The organism is Streptosporangium sp. NBC_01755 (genome assembly GCF_035917995.1).
GTDB lineage: Bacteria > Actinomycetota > Actinomycetes > Streptosporangiales > Streptosporangiaceae > Streptosporangium.
On record NZ_CP109131.1, the window covers coordinates 1,518,348 to 1,532,873 of the forward strand.

Annotated in this window: 11 protein-coding genes, 1 tRNA gene and 1 pseudogene; 7 read left to right on the top strand and 6 right to left on the bottom strand. The window is 70.3% G+C overall.

All coding sequences use genetic code 11. From position 1 onward, the window contains the following. Positions 1–39: 39 nt before the first annotated feature. From OG884_RS06775 to OG884_RS06790, 4 genes are all read right to left on the bottom strand, one after another. Entirely contained in the window at positions 40–243 is a 204-nt protein-coding gene (locus OG884_RS06775; RefSeq protein ID WP_326643252.1) for an SHOCT domain-containing protein, read from the bottom strand. Between the two features lie 234 nt (positions 244–477). Beyond that, positions 478–2,007: a cobyric acid synthase gene (locus tag OG884_RS06780; protein ID WP_326643254.1), complete on the bottom strand. Its 1,530-nt coding sequence runs from the start codon at positions 2,005–2,007 to the stop codon at positions 478–480. Next, positions 2,004–2,921 (bottom strand): cobalamin biosynthesis protein, encoded by a 918-nt coding sequence (locus OG884_RS06785; RefSeq protein WP_442811644.1) that lies wholly within the window; start codon positions 2,919–2,921, stop codon positions 2,004–2,006. Before OG884_RS06785 ends, OG884_RS06780 begins: the two co-directional genes overlap by 4 nt. A 55-nt stretch (positions 2,922–2,976) precedes the next feature. Further along, positions 2,977–3,777 carry a phosphotransferase enzyme family protein gene (locus OG884_RS06790; RefSeq protein ID WP_326643258.1) on the bottom strand — a complete coding sequence of 267 codons (801 nt, stop codon included), beginning with the start codon at positions 3,775–3,777 and terminating at the stop codon, positions 2,977–2,979. Between the two features lie 349 nt (positions 3,778–4,126). On the opposite strand from OG884_RS06790, the gene OG884_RS06795 reads away from it, so the two are divergent. Then, positions 4,127–4,200 (top strand) — tRNA-Arg (locus tag OG884_RS06795). Positions 4,201–4,255: 55 nt separating this feature from the next. Here the strand turns inward: OG884_RS06795 and OG884_RS06800 are convergent. Both OG884_RS06800 and OG884_RS06805 read right to left on the bottom strand, forming a co-directional pair. Then, positions 4,256–4,495, bottom strand: a pseudogene (locus OG884_RS06800) (tyrosine-type recombinase/integrase); the annotation flags it as partial. 125 nt (positions 4,496–4,620) lie between these two features. Further along, positions 4,621–5,247 (bottom strand): hypothetical protein, encoded by a 627-nt coding sequence (locus tag OG884_RS06805; RefSeq protein WP_326643260.1) that lies wholly within the window; start codon positions 5,245–5,247, stop codon positions 4,621–4,623. Between the two features lie 176 nt (positions 5,248–5,423). Between OG884_RS06805 and OG884_RS06810 the strand changes: the two genes are divergently transcribed. The 6 genes from OG884_RS06810 (at position 5,424) to OG884_RS06835 (ending at position 14,468) form a co-directional block, all read left to right on the top strand. Next, positions 5,424–6,005, top strand: coding sequence for a papain-like cysteine protease family protein (locus tag OG884_RS06810; RefSeq protein ID WP_326643262.1), 582 nt, complete (start codon positions 5,424–5,426; stop codon positions 6,003–6,005). Between the two features lie 122 nt (positions 6,006–6,127). Then, a complete protein-coding gene (locus OG884_RS06815) occupies positions 6,128–6,715 on the top strand; it encodes a hypothetical protein (protein WP_326643264.1) in 588 nt (195 codons plus the stop codon). Positions 6,716–7,018: 303 nt separating this feature from the next. Further along, the gene (locus OG884_RS06820) at positions 7,019–8,254 is read left to right on the top strand and encodes a glycosyltransferase (protein ID WP_326643265.1); all 1,236 of its coding nucleotides are present in this window, start codon (positions 7,019–7,021) and stop codon (positions 8,252–8,254) included. Between the two features lie 189 nt (positions 8,255–8,443). Further along, positions 8,444–10,612, top strand: a complete 2,169-nt coding sequence (helR, locus tag OG884_RS06825; protein WP_326643266.1) for an RNA polymerase recycling motor ATPase HelR — start codon at positions 8,444–8,446, stop codon at positions 10,610–10,612. Positions 10,613–11,105: 493 nt separating this feature from the next. Next, positions 11,106–13,496, top strand: coding sequence for an excinuclease ABC subunit UvrA (locus OG884_RS06830; protein WP_326643269.1), 2,391 nt, complete (start codon positions 11,106–11,108; stop codon positions 13,494–13,496). Between the two features lie 204 nt (positions 13,497–13,700). Then, positions 13,701–14,468, top strand: coding sequence for a phytanoyl-CoA dioxygenase (locus tag OG884_RS06835; protein ID WP_326643270.1), 768 nt, complete (start codon positions 13,701–13,703; stop codon positions 14,466–14,468). Positions 14,469–14,526 lie beyond the last annotated feature (58 nt).

A 14,526-nucleotide genomic window follows, 5' to 3' on the forward strand; every position in this document is an offset into this window, starting at 1 on the left:
CCCATGTCGGTCTGAGTCCGGAACCCCTAGGAAACGGGCCTACCACTCCTGGGAGAGACCCGACATCCGGCGGAGGTACTCGTCCTCGTCGATCTCACCGGCCGCGTAACGACGCCTGAGAATCTCGCGGGGGTTCTCAGGCGCAGGCTTGGAAGCCTTGGAAGCCGAGGAGGCGCGGACCATCGCGAGCACGCAGAGCACCACCACGGCGATGACGAAGAACAGCACGATGATGCGGACCATCGTCGACCTCTCAGACCTCCCCCATCGGATCTTGCGGGGGAAATGTCAATTTTACCCGGCGAGGGAGGCATCTCCCCTTCCCCGCTGGATTCCCCGCTGGATTCCCCGCGGGAAAAGGGCGGGAACATCACCGCCTCGCCGGGCCGCCGCCCGCGATCGCCTCGCATGGGAAGGCGAGAAGCCCCCTCCGCCACCGGCTGACGATCCCGGTGAAGGCCGACCACCACACGAAGATCATCTGTAGCCGATGGCGGATCCGCCCCGTGAGAGGTACGGGGTCTCGTGCCGGGTGGCGCCCGGCGGCAGCGAAGGCAGGCCCGAAGGTGCCCCGTCCTCCATCAGCCGGAGCAGGGCGCCGGTGTCGACGTTCCGCTCGATCAGGTCGCCGAGCGCGTCCAGCCGCTCCTCACGCAGGGCGGCGAACGACACTTCAGGGGCCGGGATGAAGTCGCGACCGGAGACGGCGGCCACGTCGGCGAGGAACGCCCGGCGGAAGTCGTCGTTCTCCAGGGCGCCGTGCCAGGTGGTGCCCCACACCGAGCCGTCCCGGCAGCCGTCCAGGAAGGGCTCGCCGCCGTCGGCCGTCACGACGCCGTGGTGGATCTCGTACGCCTCGACCCGGCAACCGTAGGCGGAACCCACCGGGCGGCCCAGCGTCTTGTCCTCGGCGAACTCCACGGAGGCGGGCAGCAGTCCCAGCCCCTCGACCAGGCCCGCCCCCGACTCGACGTCGTCGCGGATGGTCCTGGCGAGCATCTGGTAGCCGCCGCAGACGCCCAGCACGGCCCGTCCCGGCAGGGCCTCGGCCAGGCCGGTGGCGCGGAGCCAGGCGAGGTCGGAGACCGTGGCCCGGGAGCCGGGCAGCACCACCAGATCGGCATCGTCCAGCTCGCCCGGCGAGGTCACGTAGCGGACCGTCACCCCGGGCTCGGAGGCCAGCGCGTCCACGTCCGTGAAGTTGGAGATCCTCGGCAGCCGTACCACCGCCACCCGCAGGGTCTGCCTGCCATAGGGGGCGCGCGCGCCGAGCGCGGGCCGGTTGTCCAGGGCCAGGGAGTCCTCGACGTCCAGCCAGAGGCCGTCCAGCCAGGGCAGCACCCCGTACACCTCGCGGCCGGTCAGCTCCCTGATCATGTCCAGACCCGGTTCGAGGAGCTCGGGCGCCCCCCGGAACTTGTTGATCACGAACCCGGCGATCAACGCCTGGTCGGCGGGCTCCAGCAGCGCCACGGTCCCGTACAGCGAGGCGAAGACCCCGCCCCTGTCGATGTCGCCGACCACGACGACCGGCAGGTTCGCGGCACGGGCCAGGCCCATGTTGGCGATGTCGCCCGCGCGCAGGTTGATCTCCGCCGGGCTGCCCGCGCCCTCGCAGACCACCACGTCGTAGGAGGCCCGCAGCCGCTCCAGCGCGTCCACCGCGACCTGGCGGAGCCGCTCCTTGACGTCCCAGTACTCCATGGCGTCGACCTCGGCCATCGGCCTGCCCATCACCACGACCTGGCTGCGCCGGTCACTGCCCGGCTTGAGGAGGATCGGGTTCATGTCCGCACTGGGTTCCAGCCCGCATGCGGCGGCCTGCATCGCCTGTGCCCGGCCGATCTCGGCGCCGTCGGCGGTGACGAAGGAGTTCAGCGACATGTTCTGCGCCTTGTACGGCGCGACCCGTACCCCCTGGCGGGCCAGCCAGCGGCAGATCCCGGCGGTGACGACGCTCTTGCCCGCGTCGGAGGTGGTCCCGGCGACCAGCAGCGCCCCCTTCACCCTTTCCTCCCGCACGATCCGCGCACGGCGGCCAGCACGGCGAGCCCCGCCGCGGCCAGGCCGACCGCCCGCGCCAGCCGTACGGCCCTGCGGATGTCGGCGACCGAGGGCTCGGGCCCGTCGCCCATCTCGGGCCGGTGCTCCACCCTGGTGCCGTACAGGTTCACCCCGCCGAGCGTACGGTCCAGCGCGCCCGCGAAGGCCGCCTCGCAGCGGCCCGCGTTGGGGCTGGGGTGGCGGTGGCCGTCCCTGCGCAGCACCCTCGCCGCCCGCCGCGTCGAACCACCCGCCACAGGGGCGCCGAGCACGGCGAGCAGCCCGGTGATCCTGGCCGGTACGAAGTTGGCGACGTCGTCGAGCCGGGCCGCGGCCCAGCCGAAGCGCTCGTAACGCGCGTTGCGGTGGCCGACCATTGCGTCCAGCGTGTTGACCGCCCGGTAGGCGAGCAGGCCTGGTACCCCGGCCACCGCCCCCCAGAACAGCGGTGCCACGACCGCGTCGGAGGTGTTCTCCGCGATCGACTCGACGGTGGCCCTCGCGAGCCCGGGTGCCTCCAGCACGGCAGGATCCCGCCCGCACAGATGAGACAGCCTCTCCCGGGCCCCGTCCAGGTCGCCGTCCTCCAGGAGTGCGGCCATCGCCGCACCCTCGCGGCCCAGCGTGGTGCCGCCGAGGACCGCCCAGGTCGCCGCCGCGGTCAGCGCGGCCCGCACCATCGGGTCGCGCGGCCTGGTCGCGGCATGGCCGAGCAACGCCACCGGGACGACGCACAGGGCGACGTGCAGAACGCCCCTGGCCCGGCCGTCGCCGTACACCCGTCTCTCCACCTCGGCGGCGGCGGTGCCGAACAGCGCGACCGGGTGCCCGCGCCGGGGATCGGCGAGCACGGCGTCGATCAGGACCCCGGCGAGCATCCCCACCCCTTCGGCTACCCCAGGTCCCCTTAGTCCCACTTTGGCAATTAGTCGACTAAATGAGATGTTCATGGAGTTCATCTTGGTGGGTCTCCAGCCACACCCGGGCCCGCCGGATGCGCACCCCCACCCCACCGGCCCACATCCGGACCCACCCACCGCTCCCGCCCTCGGCCCTGGCACGCATCACCTGGTACGAGCGGTCGAAGCGGAGCCGGGCCAGATCCAGCAGCCGGCGCCGATCGCGAGGCGCCAGCCCGTACGCGTCGCAGAACAGGCGGAGCCGGGGCCCGACCTCAAGGCGACGCTGGAGCGGCTCCAGATCGATGGGGTCGGCGATCGGCGCCCAGTGCCGCAGCGTGGTCACCACGTCGAAGAGCCGGGTCGTCGGCCGGGCCATGTCGAAGTCGATCAGCGCGACCGGCAGCCCGTCACGGAAGATCACGTTGTCCAGATTGACGTCGCAGTGCCCGATCAGCCTCGGGGCCTCGTCGTCGTTGGACCCGGTCTCCCAGACGGCTTCCCTCGGCGGGACGAACCCCTCGGCGGCGTCGTGGAAACCGCGCAGCAGCCGCGCCAGCGCGGCCAGCGACTCCCCACTGAGCGCGTACCCGGGCAGCGGCCTGGCCGCGGAGCCGCCCTCGACATAGCTCAGCACCTCCCGGCCCCGCTCGTCCACGCCCAGCGCCCGGGGCGCACCCTCGAACCCGTAACGCTCCAGGTGCCGCAGGAGCGCGTGCACCGAAGCCGTGGAGGCCCGGCTGGGCCGGCGGACGGTGTCCCCGACCCGCACCACCCCGTCGGTGACATCACCGCCCAGAAGGGGAATCTCCTGTTGGGTCGTGACGGCGAACATGCCACCCGAGCGTAGACCGCTCCGCCCTCTCGCGGGGACGATTCGGGCAGACCGTTCCCCATCAGATGGAACACCCGGAAGCCTTCCACCTACCGGACACCCGCTGCCACGCCCGGCAGGAGAGCAGCAGGAGAGCGGCAGGAGAGCGGCAGGTCATCGGGGAGAAGGCCCCCTCGTCCAGCGCGGTTCCCCCACCCCGAACAGCCGGAATCCCGCTTCGGCCGCCCGAGCCGAGGCGGCCCGGAGGCCGTTCTCTCCGGGGAGGGCGAGACGCCACAGAGTGATCCTCGCGACACAGCCCCAAAACCGATACATGGGCACTCCCAGGATCATGCACAATTAAGCGGGAGCACCCTTAGCTCAGCTGGATAGAGCACCGGACTTCTAATCCGACGGTCGCAGGTTCGAATCCTGCAGGGTGCGCTAGGTACGACAATGATCCACAAGTGGCCTGGCAGACCATTGCCAGACCATCGAGTCAACTGCCGGTCTGCCGGGGACGGCGCGGAATCATGGCCACCGTCGCCGCCGCCGCCTCCGCGACCTCCGGGATCACCGACGTGTAGACATCCGCGGTGAACGAGAACTTGCTGTGACCGAGCGTCTCCGACACGACCTTCATCGCCACGCCCGCCGCCAGCATCAGCGACGCCGCCGAGTGCCGAAGGTCGTGGAACCGGATCGGCGGCAGACCGGATCGGCGCACGAGGTTCTCGAACCGGTTCTCATAGCCCTCCTACGAGGGGTCGCAACGTGAGCTTTTCCTCGCCTTGCTTGAGCCGGTATGGCGTCCTCATCGCCCCTACGAGGGGAAGCGAGAGCCCCGGCACCAGAAGGTACGGGTCAGCCCCAGTCCCACTGGACGCCGACCAGGCCGGCCTGGAGGGGGCCGGCGACGAGATGGACGGCGTGCTGGGCGTTGAGGGTGAGTTCGCCGCGATCGTGCTCGTCGGCGCCCAGGCCGCGGCGGGCGAAGCGGTGGATGCGGACCGGTAGCGCCGCGGGGTCGAAGCCGACCCGCAGCATGTACTGGCCGGTGGGAAAGCGGAAACCCCGCTCGTACTCCCCGGCCTCCGCGCCGCTGGGATCGGCCATCTCGTAGCGGATCATCTGGGTCTCCCCGGCATCTCGTAGCGGATCATCTGGGTCTCCCCGGTCCGCAGCGCCCGGTCGAACAGCAGCTCGGCCACCACCAGGGCGGCCGGCCCGTCGCGGCGGACCCGGCCGACGCGGCGGCAGGATGAGGATCTCCTCCAGCGCGCGTACGGCACGCAGCGACTCGGGCCGCTCGGGCCGGCGCAGGCCCTGCTGCCAGTAGCTCAGGCTCGTCGTCCCGACCCGCAGGCCGCGCTCTCCCAGGCGGTGCCGGAGCCGGTTCAGGGTCAGGCCGCGCGCCTGGACCGCGACGCGCAGCGCGACGTGAAAAGGTCCGTCACGTAGCGCGGCCCGGAGTTCACGATCATCTGACATGTGTGAATGTTCACAGATTTTCACCATGCTGTCACCGCGGGGCGGCGCTCTTGTGGCGTGCTTCACGTCCACGTTCACACCACCCCTGCCGGGTGATCGGCCGTGTCTTGCCCGGCCGCTGTATCGGGCCGACCATCCCTTCAACAGCATCGGCTTCTCCCCCTCAGGAGCTCGACATGCCCTACCTCTCGCCCGGCAGGTTCCGGCGCACGGCCCTCGCGCTCGTGCTGACGACCGTGGCCTGGCTGGCGCCGCCCACCCTCGGCGCCCATGCCGCGGCCGCCTACCGCCTCAACATCACCATGCAGGCCCAGCAGTACACCAACTGGTGCTGGGCGGCCGCCGGCAACACCGTGGCCGCCTACTACGGCTACAACTACAGCCAGAACCAGTTCTGCAACCTGGCCTTCAACCGCTCGATGAACTCCAGCTGCCCCAACAACCAGGCCACCCTGGCCAACGACCAGAACGCCTTCCGCCAGATCGGCATCTCGCCCGGCAACTATGTCTACGACTACCTGACCTACAGCGCGGTGATCAGGGAGATGAACGCCAACCGGCCGGTGCTGACCCGGATCCAGTGGTCCTCCGGCGGCGGGCACATGCACACCATCTACGGCTACGACCAGAGCGGATCATGGGTCTACTGGGGTGATCCCTGGCAGTCGAGTTCCCGCTACAACTGGGCGAGCTACAACTACTACGTCGGCAACGGGTCCTTCTCCTGGACCCACTCCCTCAACTACATCGGCGCGTGAGGAGGCTCCTATGAAGCGCATCACAACGGTTCGCCCTGGCCGGATCCCTCCTGCTCGCCCCCGCCGTCGCCCACGCGGCCGCCGGCGACCCCACCCCCCAGAGCCCGGCCGAGGCCGCGGCCGTGCAGGCCGCACCACCCGGGGCCGGCGACGGGGCGGCCGCCCGCGCCGCCGCCTCGGCCCCGGACGTCCAGCGAACGCTCGGCAGGTTCTTCGCCACCAAGGGAGCCCCGCCCGGGGCCGACACCAGAGCGGTGGCGCCGATCACCGCGAAGGTGACCGAGCAGACCGTGGCCGTCAACCACCTCAATCCCGCCTTCGTCGCCGGCCAGTCGGCGGAGGTCTCCCGGTTCGCGTTCTTCGCCACCCAGGCCGACGCGGCCGACGGCCAGACCGCCTCGATCTGGACGACCCGCTCGCGGACCGGCGGCTGGCAGGTCAGCAACATCGCCAGCGGCAACGACGAGCGCGGGAGTGCTGCTCGCCGGAGGGTTCGCCGCCTGGGTCACGGGCCGGTTGGCAGGCCGGTTGGGCGGACACCCGCTCCGCCGCCGCACCTCCCGGATCTGAGCGGCACGCTCGTCACCGGACGCCCGGCCCGCGAGGCTGGGCGTTCCGTGCCGTTCCAGCGGTTGACCAGCGGGCCCGAGCCCGTGGAGCGGCGTACGACCAGCTCGGGCTGGAACATCAGCTCGATGTGCCCGCTGTGACCGTGGCCTCGCTGACCCCTGACTGCGCGGCGATGACCGCTACCTGGCGCTCATGCTCGACGGCCTGCGCGCCCACCCGGACATCCAGCAACTACCCGACAGCGACATCGGCCTGGCCGACCTCGGCGGCGATTGATGGCCGCCTTCGCCAATGGTCAGCCCTGATCCATCCGGGAGGGAAAGGGGAGTACCCACTCCTTTCCACTCTCAACGTATAGCGCACCGGGGGGCTTGCCACAAGACCCGGGTCGTGCCGCAGAATCGTCGGCCGAGGCCAGAATCTACGGAAACGGGGGACGCGAAATGCGTGTGTTGTTGTCGACGTACGGGTCGCGCGGGGACGTCGAACCGCTGGTGGGACTCGCGGTGCGGTTGCGGGAACTCGGCGCGGAGGTGCGGGTGTGCGCGCCGCCGGACGAGGACTTCGCGCAGCGGTTGGCCGGTGTCGGCGTGCCGCTGGTGCCGGTCGGCCAGTCGGCGCGCGCGCTGACGACCGGGGCGTCGCCGCCGTCATCCCTGCCCCAGCGCGCGGCCGAGTTGATCGCCGGCCAGTTCGACGCGGTCCCCGCGGCGGCCGAGGGATGCGATGCGTTGGTGGCGACCGGCGTGATGCCGGCCGCGGCCGGCGCGCGGTCGGTGGCCGAGAAACTGGGCATCCACTCCGTGTCCGTGACCTTCCAGCAGCTCACCCTGCCGTCGCCGCACCACCCGCCGCTGGCGTATCCGGGCCGGCCGTTCCCACCGGAGGTGACCGACAACCGGGTGCTGTGGGACCTGGACGCCCAGAGCATCAACGCGCTGTTCGGTGCGGCGCTCAACACGAACCGGGCGTCGATCGGCCTGCCACCGGTGGACAACGTCCGCGACTACGTCATCGGCGACCGGCCGTGGCTGGCGACGGACCCGATCCTGGACCCGTGGCAGGAGACGCCGGACCTCGACGTCGTCCAGACCGGCGCGTGGATCCTGCCCGACGTTCACCCACTCCCTGCCGAGTTGGTGGCGTTCCTGGACGCCGGCACACCACCGGTGTACGTGGGCTTCGGCAGCATGCCCATGCGCACATCGACGGATGTCGCCCGGGTGGCCATCGAGGCGATCCGAGCGCAGGGCCGCCGCACGGTCGTGGCCCGCGGCTGGGCCGACCTGGCCCTGATCGACGACCGGGACGACTGCTTCGTCGTCGGCGAGGTCAACCAGCAGGCACTGTTCGGCCGGGTGGCCGCCGTCGTGCACCACGGCGGCGCGGGCACCACGACGACGGCCACCCGGGCCGGCGCGCCTCAGGTGGTGGTACCCCAGGCGGTGGACCAGCCGTACTGGGCCGGCCGGGTGGCCGACCTGGGCATCGGCGCGGCACACGACGGTCCGACTCCGACCGCCGAGTCCCTGTCGGCCGCGCTCAGAACGGCCCTGACCCCCGAGACCCGCGCACGAGCAAGGGCAGTGGCCGGCACGATCCGCACCGACGGGGCGACGGTGGCCGCGAAGCTGCTGCTCGACGCGGTCAGCCGGGAAAGGCCGCCGGTGCCCGCGTGAACCACGCGGGATCGTCGAGCCAGGACCCAGAAGACGAGACCCTGCAAACCCTGGCGACCTGGACCGACAACGGCCACGGGGTCCACGTCAGACGGAGCGTTGCCCGTCATGGCCGCCAGGTTCGTCACGCCGGTCCAGACGCCTTGCTGCGCGCAATGTCGCAAGCGACCTCAGATCGGAGCCAATGACATGAATCCCCTGACCACCAGCGCGTTTGACCTTCCCGACCACCTCGCGCCCAAGGCCGACCCGACGCTGATCGCCGGCGATGAGCAGCACTTCGCGGCCATCGCGGAGAGCCTCGAGCAGTCGATCGCCGACCTGTCCGACCGCCTCGCTGCCGAGCGTAAGGCGCCCGGCGGCAAAGGCCGGCAGGCGATGGACCGGGACCTGGAGGTCCACCGGCTGACCGCTCGCCTGCGCGCCCTGCGTCGCTTCGGTTTGGACCTGTGCCTCGGACACATGGTCAGCGCAGACGACCCCGAGCCCGTGTACGTCGGACGACTTGGCCTTACCGACAGCGCGGGTCGTCGGCTGCTGCTCGACTGGCGCTCCCCCGCGGCTGAGCCGTTCTTCGGAGCCACCCACGCCAACCCGATGGGGCTGGCAATCCGCCGCAGGTATCGCTGGACCCGTGGCCGGATCAGCGACTACTGGGACGAGGTGTTCGCCTTGGATGGGTTTGTCGGGCACGCCGCACTCGACGACCAGTCCGCCTTCATCGCCAGCCTGGGCAGCAACCGGTCGGCCCGGATGCGAGACGTACTCGGCACCATCCAGGCCGACCAGGACGCCATCATCCGCGCGGGATCCCGCGGCGCTCTCGTCGTCGACGGCGGTCCGGGCACGGGGAAGACCGTCGTCGCTCTGCACCGCTCCGCCTACCTCCTCTACTCCGACCCTCGCCTCGGTCACCGCCGGGGTGGCGTGCTGTTCGTCGGTCCGCACCAGCCCTACCTGGCCTACGTCGCCGACGTCCTCCCCAGCCTCGGAGAGGAGGGCGTGCAGACCTGCACCCTGCGGGACCTCGTCGCCGAGGGAGCCGCAGCAGCGATCGAGGCCGACCCGGACGTGGCCCTCCTGAAGTCGTCCGCGAACCTGGTGAAGGCGATCGAGCCGGCCGTCAGGTTCTACGAGAACCCGCCCACCAAGGGGATGACGGTCACGACCCACTGGTCCGACATCTGGCTGAGCGCCGACGATTGGGCCGAGGCGTTCGAAGCACCGGAACCCGGCACTCCGCACAACGAGGCGCGCGACCAGATCTGGGAGGAACTGCTCACGATCCTGATGGACAAGCACGACGACGACGCCTCGGCTGACGACGGCGACGCCTCGGCCGGCCTGCTCCGCAAGTCGCTGCTGCAGAACAGGGAGCTGCTCACGACCTTCAACCGCGCGTGGCCGCTGCTCGAAGCGGCCGACCTCGTCGGAGACCTGTGGTCGGTACCCGCCTACCTGCGGATGTGCGCTCCCTGGCTCAGCCCCGATGACATTCGGACGCTGCAGCGCGGGGACGCCCAGGCCTGGACGGTGTCCGACCTGCCGCTCCTGGACGCGGCACGGCAGCGGCTCGGCGACCCGGAGGCGTCACGACGCAAGCGCCGGCAGGAAGCCGCTCTCGCCGCCCAACGCGAGCGTATGGCCCAGGTCGTCGACGCCCTGATCGAGGCCGATGACGACGGCGAAGGCCTCGTGACGCAACTGCGCCGAGAGGACCTCCAGCGAAATCTGGTTGACGAGTCCGAGCTGCCCACCCTCGACCCGGACCTGCTCGCCGGCCCGTTCGCGCACATCGTCGTGGACGAGGCTCAGGAACTGACCGACGCGGAGTGGCAGATGTTGCTGCTGCGGTGCCCGTCCCGGAGCTTCACCATCGTCGGCGATCGTGCCCAGGCCAGGCACGGGTTCACGGAGTCGTGGCAGGAACGGCTCGAGCGGATCGGGCTCGACCGGATCAACCTGGCCTCCCTGAGCATCAACTACCGGACGCCGGAGGAAATCATGGCGGAAGCCGAGCCGGTCATCCGGGCCGTGCTCCCGGACGCCAACGTGCCGACCTCCATCCGCAGCGGCGACGTCCCCGTCGTACACGGATCTGCTTCGGATCTGAGCTCGATCCTCGACACCTGGCTCGCCGCGCATACCGACGGGATCGCCTGCGTCATCGGTGATCCCACGTTCCGGGCGACGCCCCGCGTCCGGTCGCTGACCCCGGAGCTGTCGAAGGGGCTCGAGTTCGACCTGGTCGTCCTCGTCGACCCCGAGGCGTTCGGCAAGGGCATCGAAGGAGCGGTCGACCGCTATGTCGCGATGAGCCGAGCGACCCGGCAACTCGTCATTCTCACGAGCTCCTGACGTCGGCCGGACGAACGCCTCCTCCCGGCCGAGTCGGAGGTGTTCCTGGACGCCGGCACACCACCGGTGTACTTGGAGGCGTTCCTGGACGCCGGCACACCACCGGTGTACAAAGTTGGGCCTCCAGGTCTTCTGACCGGTGGGACGAGATGGGCGGCTAACGGCACCGCCGGCCGGACCACCCGCACCCTCCCCTGTCGGGCCGGTTTCTCCCCGGAGAGGTGACACGAACGGGGACGCGTGTTCGATACATAGAGGAAGCCCCTTCCCTTCGCGGATCAGGCCGGACAGCTGCGGGAGTGTCCCGAACTCCAACGGCTGTCCGGATGTCGCCCAGAGTTGAGCCGGCAGCGCCGATCAGGTGGACAGCGGACAGTCGCCGCGACCGCACCGGCGAAGGAGAACCAGACATACTGCTCGAAGCTGCTCAGATCGAACCAAGCCACACCGACGGAGACCGCGAAGGCGGCCCCGCCCAACAGATGGAGACACGATGAGCATGGCCACGAGGACGGACACGCAGTCGCCTGCGCCGCACGTTGCCGACAGCCACGATCTGATCCGCGTACACGGCGCGCGCGTGAACAACCTCAAGGACGTCAGCGTCGAGATCCCGAAGCGCCGGCTGACGGTGTTCACCGGCGTCTCCGGATCGGGCAAGAGCTCGCTGGTGTTCGGCACGATCGCCGCGGAGTCGCAGCGGATGATCAACGAGACCTACAGCACCTTCGTGCAGGGCTTCATGCCGACGCTGGCGCGGCCCGAGGTCGACGTACTCGACGGGCTGACGACCGCGATCATCGTCGACCAGCAGCCGATGGGCGTCGACCCCCGCTCCACCGTCGGCACCGCCACCGACGCCAACGCGATGCTGCGCATCCTCTTCAGCCGGCTCGGGCAGCCGCACATCGGCTCGCCCAACGCGTTCTCCTTCAACGTCCCCACGGTCCGGGCGAGCGGTGCGATCACGGTCGAGCGCGGCGCCAGCAAAGCCGAGAGAGTAGCCTTCACCCGCATTGGCGGCATGTGTACGCGTTGCGAAGGCCGGGGCACGGTCTCCGATCTCGACCTCACCCAGCTCTACGACGACTCCAAGTCGCTCGCCGAAGGTGCGTTCACCATCCCCGGCTGGAAGTCCGACAGCTTCTGGACGGTGCGGGTCTACGCCGAGTCGGGTTTCGTCGACCCGAACAAACCGATCCGCCGGTACACCAAGAAGGAACTCCACGACTTCCTTTACAAGGGACCGGTGAAGGTGAAGGTCGACGGCGTCAACCTCACCTACGAGGGGCTGATTCCGAAGATCCAGAAGTCCTTCCTCTCCAAGGACCGGGAGGGGATGCAACCGCACATCCGGGCGTTCGTGGACCGGGCGGTCACCTTCACCACCTGTACCGAGTGCGACGGCACCCGGCTCAGCGAGGCGGCCCGCTCCTCGCGGATCAAGGGCATCAACATCGCCGACGCCTGCGCGATGCAGATCAGCGACCTCGCCGAATGGGTCCGCGGCCTCGACGAGCCGTCGGTCGCACCGCTGCTCGTCAAGCTGCGGCACGCCCTCGACTCGTTCGTGGAGATCGGACTGGGATACCTCTCGCTCGGCCGGCCCTCGGGCACACTGTCGGGTGGTGAGGCGCAGCGCGTCAAGATGATCCGCCACCTCGGCTCCTCGCTCACCGACACCACCTACGTCTTCGACGAGCCCACCATCGGCATGCACCCCCATGACATCCAGCGGATGAACGACCTGCTGCTGCGGCTGCGGGACAAGGGCAACACGGTGCTCGTCGTCGAGCACAAGCCGGAGGCCATCGCGATCGCCGACCATGTCGTCGACCTCGGCCCCGGCGCCGGTACGGCAGGCGGCACCATCTGCTACGAGGGCACCATCGAGGGACTGCGGGCCAGTGGCACCATCACCGGCCGCCACCTCGACGACCGGGCCACCCTCAAGGAGACGGTGCGCACCCTCACCGGCACGCTGGAGATCCGCGGCGCCACCCGCCACAACCTGCGCGACGTCGACGTCGACATCCCGCTCGGCGTCCTTTGCGTCGTCACCGGCGTCGCCGGCTCCGGCAAGAGCTCGCTGATCCACGGATCGATCCCCGTCGGCGCGGGTGTCGTCTCGATCGGCCAGGGCGCGATCCGCGGCTCGCGGCGGAGCAGCCCGGCGACCTACACCGGACTGCTCGACCCGATCCGCAAGGCGTTCGCGAAGGCCAACGGCGTGAAGCCGGCGCTGTTCAGCGCCAACTCCGAGGGCGCCTGCCCCAACTGCAACGGCGCCGGCGTCATCTACACCGACCTGGCGATGATGGCCGGCGTCGCCACCACCTGCGAGGAGTGCGAGGGCAAGCGGTTTCAAGCATCGGTGCTGGAGTACCACCTCGGCGGCCGCGACATCAGCGAGGTGCTCGCGATGTCGGTGACCGAGGCCGGGGAGTTCTTCGGCGCCGGCCAGGCGCGCACGCCGGCCGCGCACGCCATCCTCGACCGGCTCGCCGACGTGGGACTCGGCTACCTCAGCCTCGGCCAGCCGCTCACCACGCTGTCCGGCGGCGAGCGGCAGCGGCTCAAGCTGGCCACCCACATGGCCGACAAGGGCGGCGTCTACGTCCTCGACGAACCGACCACCGGCCTGCACCTCGCCGACGTCGAGCAACTGCTCGGCCTGCTCGACCGGCTCGTCGACTCCGGCAAGTCGGTCATCGTCATCGAGCACCATCAGGCGGTCATGGCGCACGCCGACTGGATCATCGATCTCGGTCCCGGCGCCGGCCACGACGGCGGCCGGATCGTCTTCGAGGGCACACCCGCCGACCTCGTCGCCGCTCGCTCCACCCTCACCGGCGAGCACCTCGCGGCCTATGTCGGCACCTGACCGAGGCCCTCGCGGACACCGTGAGATGAGTTCTCTCATCTGTTGCGACTCGTCCCACTCACTGCTCGGTATCTGGGTTCATGTCAATCCGCTGCCCCTTCGAGCCGTACTTGGGCTGCGGGCCCCCGCAGGCGGACGATCGGAAGTCGTAATGCCGGTGATCGACCGCGAAAAGCAGTTGCGGCCCGAAGTAGCGTGGCCGGTATGGAGATCTTCACCGAGGAGCAGGTCGAGTCGTTCGTGCGCGACGGCTTCGTGAAGCTGACGATCGGCTCGCGCGAACAGGGTGAGGCGGCGCAGGCGTTGCTGTGGAAGCAGATCGGCCTGTCACCGAATGAGCCCGAGGGCTGGCGCGAGCCGGTGGTGTGGGCCGCGGACCTGACCGGGCAGGGGCCGTTCGGCGAGCTGGTCAGGTCGCCCGCGCTGGCGGCCGGGCTGGACGCGGTGTGCGGGAAGGGTGGCTGGCAGCCGCGCGGGGCGGCGGGCAACATCCCGATCCGGTTCCCGCGGCGGCCACCGGCCAACGACCGCGGCTGGCACTTGGACGCCAATGTGCCGCGCCCCGACGGCAGCTGGGGGGTGACCGCCCGCTCGCATACCTTCCTGGTGCTGATGCTGTTCTCGGAGGTCGGCGAGCTGGACGCACCGACCCGAGTCAGGGCGGGGTCACAGCGCGACAGCCTCGCAGCGCTGAGCGAGCAGGTGCACGGCCACGTGAGCGCGGGCGCGCCGGGCGAGCAGGTGTACGACTACGTGAGCGCGGGCGCGCTGGTGGATGCGGCCAGCCAGGACCGGCCGGTGGCGCCGGCGACCGGCCTGCCGGGGGACGCCTACCTGGTGCATCCGCTGACCGTGCACGCCGCGCAGGAGCACCTGGGCGAGAGGCCCAGGTTCATGGCGCAGATGCCGTTCATGCTGACGGCGCCGCTGGACCCGACGGCGGACACACCGCTGGCCAGAGCGCTCCGCTAGGGGCGGGTTCCAGCAGATCACTTGCCTTCCACCTAGCCTGTTTCCGCGACCAGTAAGA

Excerpts from the sequence above, each read along its gene's own strand:
- OG884_RS06775 (WP_326643252.1), bottom strand. The coding sequence starts at position 243 with ATGGTCCGCATCATCGTGCTGTTCTTCGTCATCGCCGTGGTGGTGCTC.
- OG884_RS06785 (WP_442811644.1), bottom strand. The coding sequence starts at position 2,921 with ATGCTCGCCGGGGTCCTGATCGACGCCGTGCTCGCCGATCCCCGGCGC.
- OG884_RS06790 (WP_326643258.1), bottom strand. The coding sequence starts at position 3,777 with ATGTTCGCCGTCACGACCCAACAGGAGATTCCCCTTCTGGGCGGTGAT.
- OG884_RS06805 (WP_326643260.1), bottom strand. The coding sequence starts at position 5,247 with ATGTCAGATGATCGTGAACTCCGGGCCGCGCTACGTGACGGACCTTTT.
- OG884_RS06810 (WP_326643262.1), top strand. The coding sequence starts at position 5,424 with ATGCCCTACCTCTCGCCCGGCAGGTTCCGGCGCACGGCCCTCGCGCTC.
- OG884_RS06820 (WP_326643265.1), top strand. The coding sequence starts at position 7,019 with ATGCGTGTGTTGTTGTCGACGTACGGGTCGCGCGGGGACGTCGAACCG.
- helR (WP_326643266.1), top strand. The coding sequence starts at position 8,444 with ATGAATCCCCTGACCACCAGCGCGTTTGACCTTCCCGACCACCTCGCG.
- OG884_RS06830 (WP_326643269.1), top strand. The coding sequence starts at position 11,106 with ATGAGCATGGCCACGAGGACGGACACGCAGTCGCCTGCGCCGCACGTT.
- OG884_RS06835 (WP_326643270.1), top strand. The coding sequence starts at position 13,701 with ATGGAGATCTTCACCGAGGAGCAGGTCGAGTCGTTCGTGCGCGACGGC.